Source organism: Hymenobacter sp. HSC-4F20 (genome assembly GCF_019599275.1).
In the GTDB taxonomy this organism is placed as follows: domain Bacteria; phylum Bacteroidota; class Bacteroidia; order Cytophagales; family Hymenobacteraceae; genus Hymenobacter.
In genome coordinates this window covers 238,631-254,853 of sequence record NZ_JAHZTD010000001.1, presented here as the reverse complement: position 1 = coordinate 254,853, position 16,223 = coordinate 238,631, and the positions used below count along the sequence as shown (strand labels likewise).

Genomic DNA, 16,223 nt, shown 5'->3' with positions numbered 1-16,223 from the left:
TGTGCGGTTTTTTCAAGTATTAGAAAAAACCGCACAACCTACGTTGCCGATTTCGTTGCGCGTGGCTTGTGCGGTGTTTTTTACTTTATTAAGAATACCGCACAAACTGTTGCTGGCCCTCGTTGCCCAGGCTGCGCTGTGTTTTCTACTGACCTACCTACCTTTTTTCTATGACCGCACTTGTTGTAGCCGTGGCCGATAACGGCGTAATCGGGGGCGAAAACCAATTGCCCTGGCACCTGCCACTGGATCTGAAACACTTCAAGCAGCTCACCCAGGGCCATCCGGTTGTGATGGGGCGTCGCACCTTCGAGAGCATCGGCCGGCCCCTACCGGGTCGCACCAACATCATCGTAACCCGCCAGCCGGAGTGGCGGGCCGAGGGCTGCGAAACCGCCTACGCCGTACCTCAGGCCCTGGAGCTGGCCCGCACCTTCGACGAGGAAGTATTTGTGATTGGAGGCGGGGAAATCTACCGCCAGGCCCTGCCCGCCGCCGATGTCGTGTACCTGACCGAAGTGCATCACGCCTTCGAGGGCGACGTGACCTTCCCGGAGCTGAACCCGGCCGAGTGGCGCGAGGAAACCCGCGAGCGGCACGAGCCCGACGAAAAGCACGCCTACGCCTTTAGCTTCGTCACGCTCCGGCGCCGGCGTTAGCGGTGAGTTGGTGAACTGATGAGTTTGACGGGCGGGTAAACCTGACTGCCCAGCGCCAGTACGTATCGGAAACAAGAAGCGAAAAGCCCCGGCAGAAATCTGCCGGGGCTTTTCTATAGGGCTTTTCGGTAGGAAGTTGCCACTCTTAACAGAACGGCAACTCTCTGTTTCACCACTTCACCAGCTCCCCATCTAGCGCAGCAGCACCAGCTTGCCCCAGCCTTTCTTGAAGGCTTTGTCGGCGCCGGTTTCGCGGTGTTTGAACTCGCCGCCGGCGTCGTCCAGCACCACCCGGTAGAGGTAGGTGCCGTTGGCCAGCCGGTCGCCGTAGTCATCGGTACCATCCCAGGCGTACTCCGAGATGTTGTTGCCGATGCGCAGGGGCCCCAGGTCGGCCATCATGATTTCCTTGACTACCCGCCCGGTCAGGCTCACAATCTGAATTTTCATGTTGCGCGGCACCGTAGCACCCGTGAGCGTGAACACAAATTTCGTTTTGCTGGTAACTGGGTTAGGATAGGGAAACACATTGGTGATGGACGAGCTGCTGATTACCTCGAAGGTAATGCGGTAGGGCTCGGAGGCGGCCAGGTTGCCCGAGCCGTCGCGGCCCTGCACTTCCAGCGTGTACACGCCATCAGGCAGCGGAGTGGTCTTGCCCGGCTGATACTCCAGACGGGCCGTACCCTGGGCCGAGTCGGCCACGAAGGTGATACCGGCGGCATTCAGGTTTACGGGCACCGAGGCCGTAGCCCCGGGCCGGGTCATGGTCACGATAAAGGCCGAGCGGTCCTTCAGGGGCCGCAGGCGGTCGGCGTCGCGAAGCTGAATGCTGATGATGGGCTGGGTGGACACAATGTCGCCGTTGAGCAGGTGGCGGCCATCGAAGGCCACATCCAGCACCGGGGGCGTGTCGCGGTTTTCCACTTCAAAGGACGGCAACGCCAGCTCATTGTTGAAGTAGTACTGCTCGGGCTGGCGGCGGGGGTTCATCACTACCTGGCCGCTGAGCGTACCACTCAGGCCCACAATATTCAGCTTTACCTCGTAGGTGCGCTGGGAATGGGCCAGCAGCGGGTTGCCCCGGAACACCACGTTTTTCTGCACCGTGCGGTTATTATTGTCGCGCACCAGAATGTAGGCCACCAGCGGATCGGTGAAGTCGAAGTCGGCTACGTTCTGGAAGCTGACCGGAATGGTGAGCGTGCCGGTGCGGGCCTGCTGGGCCAGCGTGGCCGCGTCGTAGGCCGTGGGGGCCGAGGCCAGCACCGCGTCCCGCCGCACTACCCCTTCCGGAATGCCCTGGTAGGTTACCAGCCACTGCTCCAGCTGCGGGGCCGCCCCCGAGCCAGTTTCGCGCAGCACCGCCTGCAGTTGCAAGTAGGGGTATTGCCGGGCCGAAACGCCAGCCAGGGCCTGCGCGCGGTTGGTGACGTTGGGGTTTAGCACCGTTACCACGCCCAGCGTGTCAATGCCCAGCAGGCGTAGCGTATAGTTACCCGTGGGGCTGGTCCGGATGGTGTGGTAGAGGGTTTGCCACTCCCGGGCCGGACCAATGCGGGTAGAGGTAACGGTAGCTTCCTTGGTGCCGGCCGCAAAGCTCCACTGCCCGCCGGGTACGGCCACCTCAATGCCGGTTCGCTCGTCGCGGCGGAACTGGCCGGGGTGGCTCTGCGACCAGCCGCCGCTGCGGCCGCTAATCACGCGGAAGGAGCTGACAGCCCAGTCGGCATTTTCGCCGGGCTGGGGTGCGTGCAGGCGCAGGCGCCAGTACCACACCACACTGTCGCGCCCGGCGAAGGTGGGTAGCGTTTCGCTCCACTCGGGCACCATTACGGCGGCCACGCGCTTGGTTTTCAGCTGGCCGCTGTTGAAGGTCTGCACCGTGTCCAGCTCCATGTCGTACTCGCGGCTCAGGGTGGTAGCCGTGTTGCTCTGCCCTACCAGGCGCACCGCCGTGCTGCCCACAATGCCGAATTCTGGAGGGCTCAGGGTCGTGACACCGCCCGTCAGGAACGTGTAGGTTAAGGTAGCCTGGTTGTTGGTTTCGTCCAGCTCGTCAATCTTATTGGCCGGGTCCACTTCCACCAGGAAGGTGTTCAGACCCGCAATGTTACCTACACTAGGGTTCGTAATGGTAAGCGTGTAGGTAGTATCGTGGCGGGCCTGGCGCAGGTCGTTGAATAGCAGTACCTCGTTGGGCCGGCCGTTGGTGTAGCTGCGCGTTACGCGAATATCAAGGGGGCTACCGGCCTGGCTGCGGCCGGGGTTGTTCACGGTTACTTTCAACTCGAAGCTGGTCGCTGTAATGGGTACCACCGAGGGGGAAAGCTGCACTTGGCTGTTGGCCGTCTGGAAATCGGGCTTGAGGGGCGAGAACAGCTTCAGGGCGGGGTCGCCCTGCCAGATGGTGTTCATCAGGGACGTGATGCTGGAGGGACTCGTGTTGGTTTGCAGGCGCCGCACAGCCTCCTGCTGCACCTCCGCCACGGGCTTGCCGTACCAGGTAGGGTCAGAGAACAGCATTTTCACTATTTCGGTGTGCAGGGCGTCCAGGTCGGGGTCGAAGCCCAGATCTGACTCGCTGAGGAAACCCACTACCCCTTTGTTTTCGGCTAGCATATAGTCTTCGCCAAACGAGCCGTACGAGGTAAACGCATTGCCAGCCGAGCAGCCGCTGATGTACCACACCGGATACTTACCCTGGTTGGCAAAGCCGTTGGCCGCGTCGTTGATTTTGGCAACCTGCCAGGCCAGGGTTTGGGGTCCGCCGTGGCCGAAATACGAAATAAAGGAGAGGCCGGCATTGAAGTCGGCCGCCAGGTTCAGCGGCGGGGTCGCCCCGGGAATATTGCCCGGGTAGTCGGCCCGGCGGTAGGTTTTTACCACCGTGCCGGCAAACGGGGGCCGGCGCACATAGGTGGCGTACTTGTCAACGTACGCTTCGAAAGCCGGGGCTTCGTAGGGTTGCAGGCTACCTACCATGTGCAGCACGTTCCGCCGCCAAGGTGCGTAGCCTAGCGCCTCGTGTTCCTTAAGCTTGTTGAGGTAGTTGAGAACGTGCTGAGGGGTTTGAGCCGCAATACGGCCGGTAATCATGCGCGGCCGGTAATCGTTGTTCTGCCAATCAGCCGTGAAGAAAATGTCGGAGATACCGCGGGTACTGGCGGGTACCAGGTTGCGCACTACTGCCGAGCTACCCGTGTAGCCCAGACAGTCGCGGTAATTTTCGGGGTCTTTACGGAAAGAAACCCCGCAAAACTCACTAACCCCAATGCCTTTGCCCAGCAGCAGCAGTGACTTGGGCCGGGAGCTACCGGCCAGCATCCACTGGGCAAACTGCCGTACGGCCAGCGACGACCGTTCTCCATAGTGAAATTGATCGTACAGTAGCTCCGAGGTGACCACCAGCGTATCCCAGCCGGTGCTGGCCCGGTAGGTGGCGTAGTCGCGCACTGGGTTAGCCGAGTTGCCAGCTTGGTGCATAAGTACCCGGCTGGTCACAATGATGAAGTTGTGCGCTGCTGGCGAAATTGGGCGGAAGTAGACGCGCTGCGGAGCACCGGGCACCAGGGCCCGGTCAGCATCGGCCAGCAGCAGGATGCGCGTGCGGGTAGTGGCATCGGCAAATACAAAGCCCCGCTGGCTGGCGCTGGTGCCAGCCCGGCCCTCCACGCGCTGCACGGCGTAGGGGTCGGTAATGTCGTAGCCGCGCACGGTAGCCGGAATAGAATCCAGTAGGTAGTACGCCGGCCCGGTCAGGGTAGAGTCGCTGGCGAAAAACAACTGGGTTTGGCGCTGAGGCCAGCGGCTGCTCTGGGGGTAGGTCAGGCGGGCATAGGCAACGCGGGCCCGGTCGCCGCGGGGCCCGTTAGAAGTATTACCCAACAACTGAACAATTTTCAGCTCCACTCGGCCGCTGGCCGTGCGGTCAGAAGCCAGCAGTTCGTAGGAGCCGCGGGCATAGTCGAAGTTGGAGTAGTTGAGCACGCCCAGCACCCGGGTGCTGCCCCCGGCCCCTACTACGCTCACCTGCGTACGGTGGGCCCCAGTGGTTTTCCCTACCACCTGCACCGTCACGCGGGGCACGGGCCCGCCGCTGGCCACGGCCCACACCGAGTCAAACGTCACGGTAAAGGGCTGATCGGCAAATTCATTGCTCAAAAAGTTTTCTCCCCGCTCCGACCACGAGTTGTACACGTTGGTTTCGTCGTTGATAACGTTGTAGGCGTCGGTGAACACGCGCAGGGGCTGGCGCAGGCGCCGGGTATGCGGGGCGGCCGTGGGCGCGGGGTTAGTCTGGGCCATGCGCAGTCCCTGGGCGGAGCTGGACCACGTCAGGAAGTAGGCGGCTGTATCGGTAAAGAGGCTGTAGTAGGGCTGGGGATTATCGTCGGCATTCTTAAACATACCCCGGTCGAGGGTGCCGTCGTTACGCTGCCCAAAAAACTCAATAAAGCTCGACTGATCCAGCGTCGACTGGTTGCCGCCCACGTGAATGGCTACCTGCCGGCCGCGGCGCCAGAGTTGCAGGCGCTGCGGGCTGACGCCGGTAATGCCTGCCCGCTGCAGGTACTGGTAGTCGAGGCGGTAGAGCCCGTCACGGGCTACTTTCACTTTATAGTACTGCTGACCGGGCACAATCCACTCGTTGCCGTAGGGGCCAGACTGGGCCCGCCCCGTGGCAATGCTAAGCACTATAAGTAGAAAGGATAGCCACCATTGCTTCTGGTAAGCTTGTGTCATACGAAAAACGTTAACTACGTACTAGGTAGATAGATTCGGGGCCAGGGACCGGCTATTTAAAGCCGTAGCCCAGTGAAACGATAATGGACGTGGGTTGCGACTGTTGCCCCAGCTTCTCGACGGCCATGCGCGAGAGGGCCATATCCAGCCGCAGGCCGCTGAGGGCCAGCCCTACCCCTAGGCTGGGTTGCACCTTCCACTGCTCCTTGCCGGTAAAGGACTGCACCTGCTGGGCATTGCCCACCCCGCCGCGCAGATACACCAGCTGCTTGTAGCCCAGCTCCAGGCCGGCCCGGGGGTCCAGGCTCACGGCTTTCGATGAGAGCAGCGTGTTGCGCTGCCCGTCGGTGCTCAGCTCCAGGTCCAGGGCGCCGAGGGCAGTGAACTCGCCGGGCAGCTGCACGAGGCGGCTGGCGCCCAGCACAAAGAGCGGCAGGGTAATTTCCGTGCTGTTTTTGGGCAGGGGGTCCAGGGCGTTGGCCGAGCCCTCAAACTCCTCCGGATGAATGGTCCAGGCATTATAGGTAGTAGTAATGTCGCGGGCCATCAGAGCCAGGCGCCAGTTGTTGCGCTGGTACTGCACGCCGGCATCTACCCCGAAGCCCCAGGCATTGGCGAAGGAGCCAATATTGCGGTAGATAACTTTGGCGTTGGCCCCTACCTGCAACCCCTCAATACTGCCGAGCTGACGGGCGTAAGAAAGCAGCACGGCGTAGTCGGCGACCGAGAAGTAGCGGATATTATCGTAGTTGATGTAGCCGTACTCGTTGACCAGGGCGCGGGTATCGGCAATGTCATCCACCCCCAGGCGCACAACACTGGCCCCGATGGCGCTTTTGTCGTCGAGCTTCAGGGAGAAGGCCGCGTAGTCGTTTTTCACGATGCCCGAAAACAGCTCGGAGTGCATCAGGGCGGCATCGTACTTGGTTTTCTGGCTGGCCAGCCCCGCTGGGTTCCAGTAGCCGGCCGTGGCGTCATCGGCCAGGCTCACTTGCACCTTGCCCATGCCCAGGGCCCGACCGCCCACGCCAATATTGAGAAACTCGTTGCTGTATTTCGGCGTCTTGGTTTGCGCCAGCGCGGGCACCAGGGCCCCGACGCTCAGGCCCACGCCCAGCAGCAGGGCAGCGCAACGGGAAAAATGCGGCATAGAAAGTAAATCGGATAGGATCAGGAAAAAGGTTGACGCGGCAGCAACGCAAGATACTCATTTATAGTGCGAGGCGGATTGTACTTCTCGGTTAACCCTGATTTTCAGCCGCTAAAAACCTTGCGCTTTGCCAGGGCCGAATACGCGCAGCCTTTCTCCTACCCTGCCCGGGGCTACTCGCCCGCACCGGTCCGGACCGCTATTCCGCACCGCGAAGCAGCAGGTGACGGCCTAACGGAGACTTATTGCTGACAGCATCCCCGGACATTTCAAGCGAATCCTCTGCTTTCTAGGAATGCTAGCGCGGTAGCAGTCAGGCGGGAAAGACCGGAAGCTCATAAAAAGTCAGGCATCCAGCGCAACCAAAATTATTTTTACCAAGTACCTTGTGTTACATAGTACCTTTACTTACATTTGACTCATTCTTCACCGATATCTGCCTCAGCCCATGAAAGTCGAGAACACCCAAGTGCAGATGCGGAAGGGCATCCTGGAGTTCTGCATCCTGGAAATCATTGCCCGCGGAGAGGTGTATGCGTCGGACATGCTCGAAGAGCTTACTTCAGCCCGCATGATTGTGGTGGAAGGAACGCTCTACCCGCTGCTGACGCGCCTCAAGAACGCGGGCCTGCTGGACTACACCTGGAAAGAATCTACCAGTGGCCCTCCCCGCAAGTACTACACGCTCACCGCCGCCGGCCAGGAGTTCCTGCACCAGTTGCGCCTAACCTGGGAAGAAGTCCAGGATTCCATCCGCATCATCCGGCAGCGGCCGCACGCGGCCGGGGCGGCTCCCGCGGAAACGCTGCTGTAGTGGCCGCTTTCCACCTTCCAGTTATACTTGAATTGTTGCAGCACTGAGATGAAAAAGAACATCAGCATCAACCTTCAGGGCATGATCTTCCACATTGAGGAAGATGGCTACGACGTGCTCAGCCGCTACCTGGCGGAAGTGAAAGCCCACTTCAGCGGCTACCGGGGTCACGAGGAAATCGTGGCCGACATTGAAGGCCGCATTGCCGAGCTGTTCGCCGCCCGTCTCTCGGGCCTCAAACAGGTCATCACGCTGGAAGATGTGGAAGCCATGACCGCCAAAATGGGCCGGGTAAGCGACTTCCAGACCGCCGACGAGGCCGAGGACGATGAGGAAATCCTGGCGGAAGCCGTAGCCACGGGCTCGGCCCAGGGCACCTACACCGGCCCCCGCTCCAGCAGCAGCCGCTACTCGGCCGGCGCGGCCGGTGCCAGTGGCGCTACCGGCACGGCCGAGCCCGAAGGCACCCAACGCTTATACCGCGACATGAACAACCGCAAAATTGCGGGTGTGGCCGCCGGTATTGCCCGCTACTTCGCCGTTAATCCGCTCTGGATCCGGCTGGGCTTTCTGGCCCTGCTCATTGTGTTTCCGATTCTGTTCGACAGCACGCCGCTGGATAACTTCAGCGAGAAGCTGCCAGTCATATCCGTTCTGACTTACATCATTCTGTGGGTTGTGTTGCCCGTCCGCTACGATGCCACTCCCTCTGAGGAGGACCCGGTATTCAAAAAGCTGTACCGCGACACGGATACCGGTAAAATCGGGGGCGTATCCTCGGGGCTGGCGGCCTACTTCAAGGTCGATGTCGTCTTGATTCGGATTCTGTTCATCGTGGGGCTATTTGCCGGGGGCTTTGCCTTCCCGCTCTACATCATCCTGTGGATTCTCTTGCCGGAGGCGAAAACCGCCTCCGACAAGCTCCGCATGCGCGGCGACGCAGTGACTCTTTCCGCCCTGGATAACAACCTGCGCAATAATCCATATGCGGCTGGTTCGGAGGATGCTCCGGCCAATAACCGGCCCGTTGGCACCTTCCTAGAGAACTTCTTTCAGAACATCCGGCCGCTGATTAACTTTCTGGGCTCGGCCATCCGGGTAGTAGCCGGGGGTATTCTGGTTCTCACGGGCTTTGGGTGGCTGCTGGCCAGCACCATTATGATGGGCGTGGGCCTGGGCGTGATTTCCGCCTCCGACAACCTCGATTTCGGCCCACTGCAGCCTTTCGTGCTCTTCAATGACATTTCGCCGCTGGCGGTGCTGAGCTTCTACCTGCTCACGGCTATTCCGGCGCTGGCCCTGCTGCTTTCGGGCCTGGGGTTGCTACTGCGCCGCACGATCCTCAACCGCACGGCCTCGCTTAGCCTGCTCGGGCTCTGGCTGTTGGGCGTGGTAGGCAGCTCGGTGGCCGGCACCCGCATGGCGCGGGAGTTCCAGCACGAGGCAGAAATCACCCAAACCACCAACCTGACCACCCTGACGACGCCCGCCCTGGTACTGGAGCGCCGCCAGTTGAACAGCGGCGAGTGGCTAGACCTGGATCTGATTGCCGTAGATAGCACTCAGCCCGTACGCCTGGAGCGAATCATCTCGGCCAAGGGCCCCACCGACTCGCTGGCCCGCCGCACGGCTGCTACCTCCATCCTGCACAACCTGCGCATTCCCAACGACTCCACGCTCAGCATCGACGACCACTACACGTTTCAGCCCGGCGCCAAATTCCGCGACCAGGAAGTGAGCCTGCGCCTGCTCATGCCTCGCAACCGCACCTTCCGCATGACGGAGGAGTTTGCCAACTGGCTCAATGACGAGGACTACGTGAATAGCCGGGCCCCCTACCACCCCGAAAACTTCTCGTACCGCCTGCGGGGTAGCAAGATTGAGTGCATCAGCTGCATGGACAAAGACCTGCGGGGTGGTTCCGAAGACCAGGACGCCGAGGACGGGAGTGAAGACTACGACGCCGGCCGGGCCGATTCGGACGTTACCCTTGACTTCGGTCCGGTAGAGTCGTTCAGCACCGATGAAAACTCCTACGGCTCCGAGCGGCAGCGCTTTGAGGAAGCCGATTTCACCCGCGTCAGCATTGTGGGCCCCTACCGGGTGATTGTGCGCCAGGGCAGCAGCTACAGTGTGCGGGCCGCCGGCAGCGGCCGGGCCCTGCGCGACCTCAAGGTGGAGCGCGACGGCCAGGAACTGACCATCAGCCCCCGCAACCGCAACCTGTTCGACTCACGGCGCGGCTCTTCGGAAGAGGTACTGCTGACTATTGAGCTGCCCGAGCTAAACGAGTTGGGGCTGGTGGGCGGCGCCCGCGGGCAAGTCAGTGGCTTTAACTCCGGCGACCTGCGTGTGCAGCAGGCCGGGGGCAGCCAGCTCCGCCTCGAGGGCCAGTTGCAGGAGTTGCGGCTGGAACTGGCCGGCGGTTGCCAGGTGGCCCTGCAAGGCAGCGCTGAGAACCTGCACGTAGAGGGTGCCGGCGCCTGCGAGGTGGCTGCGGCCGATTTCACCGCTAAGCGCGCCGACATAAATGCCATTGGTGCCAGCAAGGTGCGGGTACGGGTAACCGACGAGCTGGAAGCCGATGCCGTGGGTGCCAGCCTGATTGAGTACAGCGGCCAGCCCGGCACTGTACGGCGCGAGGCCGTGGGGGCCGCCACCATCCGGGCCATCGACTAGCCAAGAAACCAGGCGGGCCGGGCCGCACTGACTCCCAGTGCTATTTCACCCGGCCCGCCAGTCACCGGCAGCCTATTGATCAAGAGGTTATCCAAATTTTACCACAACCCTCCTACTCTTCATCCGTTTTACATTTCAGAAACTGCATCTTCATAGCGCTTTTAGGTTACTCCACAGTGAGCAAGGTTTTCTCATTTGTTGCGTTGCCCATCTAGCGCGCGTACTGGGTCTAACTGAGTGAGTGAAAAGGTGAGACCCGAAGGAAGCTACGGCCTACCCCCTGCTGCAACAGGCTGGCCGAAGCTTCCTTCATTTTTTATGGGGAGCCACTGGCATGATGGCTGCTCCCACCCAGCCATCATGCCAGTGGCGAAACCAGATATAGTAGGTGGAAAGCCCCGGTGGGGCGGCACCGGCCGTTAAGCAATTGGTGCCGCCCCACCGGGGCCGATTGGGTAGTACGTTACTCTGGCTACTGCGGCAGAGGACTACCGGGAGTAGTCATACCGCAACTTTCTATTCCGCTACTTTACTGCTTCCAGCCCCTTCTGGCGGCCTAGCTCCAGCAGCAGCGGAAAGGCCTCCTCGTACTCGTTACGAACGTTGCCCTCAAGGATGGCTTCCAGCACCGCCTCCTTTAGTTCACCTACCGCGCGGGAAGGCTTCAGCCCAAAGGTTTCCATGATGATTTCACCAGTAATGACGGGTTTGAAGTTGCGCAGGTGGTCCTTTTCCTCTACCTCCTTGAGTTTCTGCTCTACCACATCAAAGTTACGCAGGTAGCGGGCCACGCGCTGGTGGTCTTTGCTGGTAATATCGGCCCGGCAAAGCAGCATCAGCCGGTCAATGTCGTCACCGGCCTCGAATAGCAGGCGGCGCACCGCCGAGTCCGTCACGATTTCCTTGACCAGGGCAATAGGGCGCAGGTGCAAGCGTACCAGCTTCTGCACCTGCCGCATTTCCTCGCCCAGCGGCAGCTTCAGGTCGGTAAAGATGCCGGGCACCCAGCGCGCGCCCTTATCCTCGTGGCCGTGGAAAGTCCAGCCCACACGCTTGTCGTAACGCTTGGTGGCGGGCTTGGCGATGTCGTGCAGAATGGCCGCCCAGCGCAGCCACAGGTCGCCGCCGCCGGCTACTACATTGTCCAGTACCTGCAGGGTATGGTAGAAATTGTCTTTGTGGGCGTGCTGGCCTACCTTTTCGACCCCGTGCAGCTGGGCCATCTTCGGGAAGATGAGGTGCAGCAGCCCGCACTGAAACAGCAGCTTGAAGCCGTAACTCGGCCGGGGGGCCATGATAATCTTATTCAGCTCCGTAGTAATGCGCTCCTGCGACACAATCTTGATGCGCTCCTTGTTGCGGGCCAGGGCGTCAAACGTATCGGGCTCAATGTCGAAATCGAGCTGGGTAGCAAACCGGATGGCGCGCAGCATGCGTAGCGGGTCATCGGAAAAGGTGATGTCCGGGTCGAGCGGAGTGCGGATAAGCTTGCGGCGCAGGTCACCCATGCCGTCGTAGCAGTCCACCAGGGTCCCGAAGTCGGCCGGGTTCAGGCTCAGCCCCAGGGCATTGATAGTGAAGTCGCGGCGGGCCAGGTCTTCCTCCAGAGTGCCAGCCTCCACCTCTGGCTTGCGGCTTTCGGCCCGGTAGCTTTCCTTGCGGGCGCCCACAAACTCCACCTCAATTTCCGGGGTAGGCAGCATGGCCGTGCCGAAGTTTTTAAACACCGTCACGCGCGGCCGGCCGGGCAGCTTGCGCCCTACCGCTTGGGCCAGCCGGATACCGTCGCCTACGCACACCACATCCACATCTTTGCTTTCCCGACCCAGAACCAAGTCACGTACGTAACCGCCAATGATGTAGGCGGGGTAGCCCAGTTCGCCCGCCGCTTCGGCAATGGTGGTAAATAAGGGTAAAGCAGGTAGCTGGGGCTGATTCATGCGAAAAGGTAGTTGTGGGAGCAAAGGTACGGGCCGGCGGTTAGTCGCGCAGCACTTCCAAGGTCCCATCAGCCCGCACCCGCACTACCCGGGACGGGCTGGCCCGGGTTTCATCCTGCTGGCGCCAGTGCGCCACGTAGTCGGCGTTGCGAACCAGCACCGGGTTTATTTCGGAGAACAGACCGGGCGTTGGGTCTCCGCTTAGGTTAGCCGAGGTGGATACCAGCCCGTGGCCGAGACGGCGTACTACCTTCTGGCAGAACTCATCGGTTTGCACTACCCGCAGGCCAATGGTGCCATCGGGAGCCAGCAGGTTCGGGGCCAGGTGGCGGCTGCCGGGCACTACGTAGGTAGTAGGTCGCGTCTGAGCAGCCAGCAACTCGGTTAGGTTAGGCGGCACTACCTCGGCGTAGCGGGCAAACATCCCCTCATCGGCCACCAGCACAATGCAGGCTTTTTCCGCGGGGCGCTGCTTGAGCCGGTACACCTGCTCCACGGCCCGGGGCACCTCCGCGTCGCAGCCCAGCCCCCACACGGTATCGGTGGGGTACAAAATAACCTGCTGCATCAGCAACGCATCGACGGCCGCATCCACCTCTTCCCGGAAAAATTTGCTACTCATACTATCGGCTTTTAGTTAGATGGACTGGCACAATTCCACCAATACCCCGTTGGCTGATTTCGGATGCACGAAGCACACGAGCTTGTTATCAGCGCCTACTTTCGGCTCTTCATTTAATAAGGTGAAGCCCTCGGCCCGCAGCCGCGCCATTTCCGCCCGGATGTCATCTACCTCAAACGCTACGTGGTGAATGCCTTCGGGCTTCTTATCGAGGTAGCGGGTGATGGCACTTTCGGGGGAAGTGCCGGCCAGCAGCTCAATCTTAGAGCCTCCTACCTGGAAAAACACCGTATCCACGGCTTCGGAGGCTACGTGCTCCTGCTTATACGGCTCCTGCCCCAGCAGGGCGGTGTACAAGGCCGTGGCACTTTTCAGGTCTTTAACGGCAAGGCCGAGATGTTCGAGATTGGTGAGCATAGGTTAGTCGAAAAGCGCAATAGCCACATAGCGCGGCTTCTTTGTATTTGTTCTACTTTTGCACTGCAAATGTGGGAAGAAAGTAAAACCTGTTCCGCAGTTTTTGTGTTCTACCTGCGAATGATTCTCCGCTGAAACCAGACCCCCGAGCCATGCTCAAGCTACCTATTTACCTCGACAACAACGCGACTACGCCCCTGGACCCGCGCGTTCTGGAGGCCATGATGCCGTACCTGACCGAGGTATTCGGCAATGCTGCCTCGCGCAACCACCCCTTCGGCTGGGCCGCCGAAGAGGCCGTGGACTACGCCCGCGAGCAGATTGCCGGCCTGATTAACTGCGACCCTAAAGAAATTATTTTCACTTCGGGCGCCACTGAATCCGACAACCTCGGCATTAAGGGCGTGTTCGAGATGTACTCGCAGAAAGGCAACCACATCATTACGGCTACCACCGAGCACAAAGCCGTGCTTGACACCTGCAAGCACATTGAAAAGCTGGGTGGCCGCGTAACCTACCTGCCCGTTAACGCCGAAGGCCTCATCAGCCTGGAAGAGCTGGAAGCTGCCATGACCCCGGAAACCATCTTGGTGACCATCATGTACGGCAACAACGAAACCGGTACCATTCAGCCCATCCGCGAAATTGCCAGAATTGCCCATAAGCACGGCGCTCTGTTTATGACGGACGGCACCCAGGCAGTAGGCAAAATCCCAGTGGACGTTATTGCTGATGGCATCGACCTGATGGCTTTCTCGGCCCACAAGATGTACGGCCCCAAAGGGGTAGGCGCTCTGTACGTGCGTCGCAAAAACCCACGGGTAAAAGTAACCGCCCAGATGGACGGTGGCGGCCACGAGCGGGGCATGCGCTCCGGCACCCTGAACGTGCCCGGCATTGTCGGCCTCGGCAAAGCCTGTGAGCTGTGCAAGCAGGAAATGGAAGCGGACACTCAGCGCCTTTCCACCATGCGCGACCGTTTGGAGCGTGAGCTACTGACCTTGGAAGAAAGCTATGTGAACGGCTCGCGCGAGCACCGTCTGCCCCACGTGGCCAACATTTCCTTTAAATATGTGGAGGGCGAAGGCCTGATGATGGGCGTGAAAGACTTGGCCGTATCATCCGGCTCGGCTTGCACTTCGGCTTCGCTGGAGCCCTCCTACGTACTGAAGGCCCTGGGCCTCAGCGACGACCTGGCTCATAGCTCCCTTCGCTTCGGCCTGAGCCGCTTCACTACCGACGAGCAAATCGATTACGCCATCAACCACGTAAAAGAGGCCGTCACAAAGCTCCGCGAAATGTCACCCCTGTGGGAGATGTTCAAAGAGGGTATCGACCTGAACTCAATTGAGTGGGCAGAACATTAATTTTTTAGAGCTTAGAGCTGAGCACCAAGAACACAGACTTGGTGCTTAGTCTAGGTTCTAAGTTCTAAAATCTGACATCTAATTTTCTCAAAAGCCATGGCTTACTCCGATAAAGTAATCGACCATTACAGCAATCCTCGCAACGTAGGAACGCTGGACAAAAGCAAGAAGAACGTAGGCACCGGCCTGGTAGGCGCCCCCGAGTGCGGCGACGTAATGCGTCTGCAAATTGAGGTAGACGAAACTACTAATACCATTACCGACGCCAAATTCAAAACTTTCGGCTGCGGCTCGGCTATTGCCTCGTCGTCGCTGGCTACGGAGTGGCTGAAAGGCAAAACCGTAGACGAGGCTTTGGCTATTGATAACATGGAGATTGTAGAAGAGCTGGCCCTGCCGCCCGTGAAAATCCACTGCTCTGTGCTGGCCGAAGACGCCATTAAGTCGGCCATTAACGACTACCGCGTGAAAAACGGTTTGCCGGAGCTGGAAATGCCGAAGTCGCACCACTAAGCTCCTCGTAAAGACCATAGATAAGAGGTGAGAAGCACGGCCGTAACCGGTCTGCTTCTCACCTTTCCTTTTTCGCTCTCGTTTCTCTACGCCATGGATTTCTCTCCCGCCGATGTACACGTAGAAAGTGCCCGGATTCAGCGCCAGATAGAAGACTATTTGGGACTAGGTGCCGGCAACTTGCTATTCGAGTTTCGGCAGCTAGACGGGCAGATGCGCCTGGATCTGATTACAGTTAATCCACGCCACCACCAGAGCTTTCTTTTTCGCTATGAAACGGGCTCTGACAAGTTGGAGGCCCTGCGCAAGATGTTGGCTTACGTGCAGCGCTACCGTGACGAAGAAAGCTCCTACACTATCCAATGGCGCGCGCGTGGTGATAAAGAGCTACAAACCTCCTACTTCCGGGCGCACAACGTCTACGAAGCCTTGGACAAGCTCTACTACGGCCGCGACCTGACTACCATTACGGTGTTTAGTGTAGTTCTGAACCCTAGTTCTTAGAATGTTTCTGAACAAGCGCCGTATCTTTGGTGTTCTGTATCTGACACTCATCCGGGCGTCGTTGTCTGTCGGCCGAATTAGCTTTTAAACTCATGATTACTGTTTCTGACAAAGCCAAGGAAAAGGTTGAAAAGCTCATGCAAGATGCTGAGTTAGATGCCACCTATCGTTTGCGGGCCTCCGTAGCCGGGGGCGGCTGCTCGGGCCTAAGCTACAAGTTGGACTTCGACAATGAAGTAAAACCTATGGACCAGGAGTTTGAGGACAAGGGGGTTCGGGTAGTAGTTGACATGAAGAGCTTCCTGTATCTGGCAGGCACTCAACTCGACTTTTCCGATGGTCTGAATGGTAAGGGATTCTTCTTCGATAATCCGAACGCCTCCCGTACCTGCGGCTGCGGTGAGAGCTTCTCTGTATAGCGTAAACACCTACATATCATACCAAGCAAAAAGGCTCCCGCAATGTACTGCGGGAGCCTTTTTGCTTGGTATGATATGTAGGTGACAGAGCCTAGTTTCGCTCGGGTACTTCTTCTACCAGTTTATCGGCTTCTTTATTCTGCACCACGGCCGTATCACCAGGCTCAGGGGCCATGTCAGCCTGCACATTATCGGCGGCGTTGCTGGTAGCATCGTCTGCTTTATCAGCAGCAGTATTTACATCGTTGGCAGCGCTATCGGCCGTAGCCTCTGCGTTTTGCTTAGTTTGCTCTGAACAAGAAGTGGTGGCGAACAGAGCGAAAGCGCCGAGGGCAAGAAAGGTTTTCGAGAACGTTTTCATAGGAGAGTTGCTGAAGGTGACTACTGTAGGGG

At 59.4% G+C, this 16,223-nt stretch carries 13 protein-coding genes; 7 read left to right on the top strand and 6 right to left on the bottom strand.

Annotated features, from left to right (window positions below):
• The first annotated feature begins 170 nt into the window (after window positions 1–170).
• Window positions 171–659, top strand: a complete 489-nt coding sequence (locus tag K3G63_RS01125) for a dihydrofolate reductase (RefSeq protein ID WP_220612261.1) — start codon at window positions 171–173, stop codon at window positions 657–659.
• A gap of 192 nt (window positions 660–851) precedes the next feature.
• Here the strand turns inward: K3G63_RS01125 and K3G63_RS01120 are convergent, their stop codons facing one another.
• Both K3G63_RS01120 and K3G63_RS01115 read right to left on the bottom strand, forming a co-directional pair.
• Window positions 852–5,405, bottom strand: a complete 4,554-nt coding sequence (locus tag K3G63_RS01120; protein ID WP_220612260.1) for a C25 family cysteine peptidase — start codon at window positions 5,403–5,405, stop codon at window positions 852–854.
• A 52-nt stretch (window positions 5,406–5,457) separates the two neighbouring features.
• Window positions 5,458–6,555 (bottom strand): PorV/PorQ family protein, encoded by a 1,098-nt coding sequence (locus tag K3G63_RS01115; RefSeq protein ID WP_220612259.1) that lies wholly within the window; start codon window positions 6,553–6,555, stop codon window positions 5,458–5,460.
• A 448-nt stretch (window positions 6,556–7,003) separates the two neighbouring features.
• Here K3G63_RS01115 and K3G63_RS01110 point away from each other — a divergent pair, with 448 nt between their 5' ends.
• Both K3G63_RS01110 and K3G63_RS01105 read left to right on the top strand, forming a co-directional pair.
• Window positions 7,004–7,369, top strand: coding sequence for a PadR family transcriptional regulator (locus K3G63_RS01110; RefSeq protein ID WP_220612258.1), 366 nt, complete (start codon window positions 7,004–7,006; stop codon window positions 7,367–7,369).
• A 48-nt stretch (window positions 7,370–7,417) separates the two neighbouring features.
• A complete protein-coding gene (locus K3G63_RS01105) occupies window positions 7,418–10,048 on the top strand; it encodes a PspC domain-containing protein (protein WP_220612257.1) in 2,631 nt (876 codons plus the stop codon).
• A gap of 524 nt (window positions 10,049–10,572) precedes the next feature.
• On the opposite strand, the gene K3G63_RS01100 is transcribed toward K3G63_RS01105, so the two are convergent.
• From K3G63_RS01100 to mce, 3 genes are read right to left on the bottom strand one after another with little or no spacing between them, the layout of a single operon-like run.
• Window positions 10,573–11,988 carry a CCA tRNA nucleotidyltransferase gene (locus K3G63_RS01100; protein WP_220612256.1) on the bottom strand — a complete coding sequence of 472 codons (1,416 nt, stop codon included), beginning with the start codon at window positions 11,986–11,988 and terminating at the stop codon, window positions 10,573–10,575.
• Window positions 11,989–12,028: 40 nt separating this feature from the next.
• Entirely contained in the window at window positions 12,029–12,610 is a 582-nt protein-coding gene (locus K3G63_RS01095; RefSeq protein ID WP_220612255.1) for an L-threonylcarbamoyladenylate synthase, read from the bottom strand.
• A gap of 15 nt (window positions 12,611–12,625) precedes the next feature.
• Entirely contained in the window at window positions 12,626–13,027 is a 402-nt protein-coding gene (gene mce / locus K3G63_RS01090) for a methylmalonyl-CoA epimerase (protein WP_220612254.1), read from the bottom strand.
• A 152-nt stretch (window positions 13,028–13,179) separates the two neighbouring features.
• On the opposite strand from mce, the gene K3G63_RS01085 reads away from it, so the two are divergent.
• From K3G63_RS01085 to K3G63_RS01070, 4 genes are all read left to right on the top strand, one after another.
• Window positions 13,180–14,394, top strand: coding sequence for an IscS subfamily cysteine desulfurase (locus K3G63_RS01085; protein WP_220612253.1), 1,215 nt, complete (start codon window positions 13,180–13,182; stop codon window positions 14,392–14,394).
• Between the two features lie 96 nt (window positions 14,395–14,490).
• Window positions 14,491–14,907, top strand: a complete 417-nt coding sequence (iscU, locus tag K3G63_RS01080) for a Fe-S cluster assembly scaffold IscU (protein ID WP_188558280.1) — start codon at window positions 14,491–14,493, stop codon at window positions 14,905–14,907.
• Window positions 14,908–15,000: 93 nt separating this feature from the next.
• Complete coding sequence (locus K3G63_RS01075; RefSeq protein WP_220612252.1) at window positions 15,001–15,411, top strand: hypothetical protein; 411 nt, start codon at window positions 15,001–15,003, stop codon at window positions 15,409–15,411.
• Between the two features lie 92 nt (window positions 15,412–15,503).
• Window positions 15,504–15,830 carry an iron-sulfur cluster assembly accessory protein gene (locus K3G63_RS01070; protein ID WP_110978003.1) on the top strand — a complete coding sequence of 109 codons (327 nt, stop codon included), beginning with the start codon at window positions 15,504–15,506 and terminating at the stop codon, window positions 15,828–15,830.
• Window positions 15,831–15,921: 91 nt separating this feature from the next.
• Here K3G63_RS01070 and K3G63_RS01065 read toward each other — a convergent pair whose 3' ends face one another.
• Entirely contained in the window at window positions 15,922–16,191 is a 270-nt protein-coding gene (locus K3G63_RS01065) for a hypothetical protein (protein WP_220612251.1), read from the bottom strand.
• Window positions 16,192–16,223 lie beyond the last annotated feature (32 nt).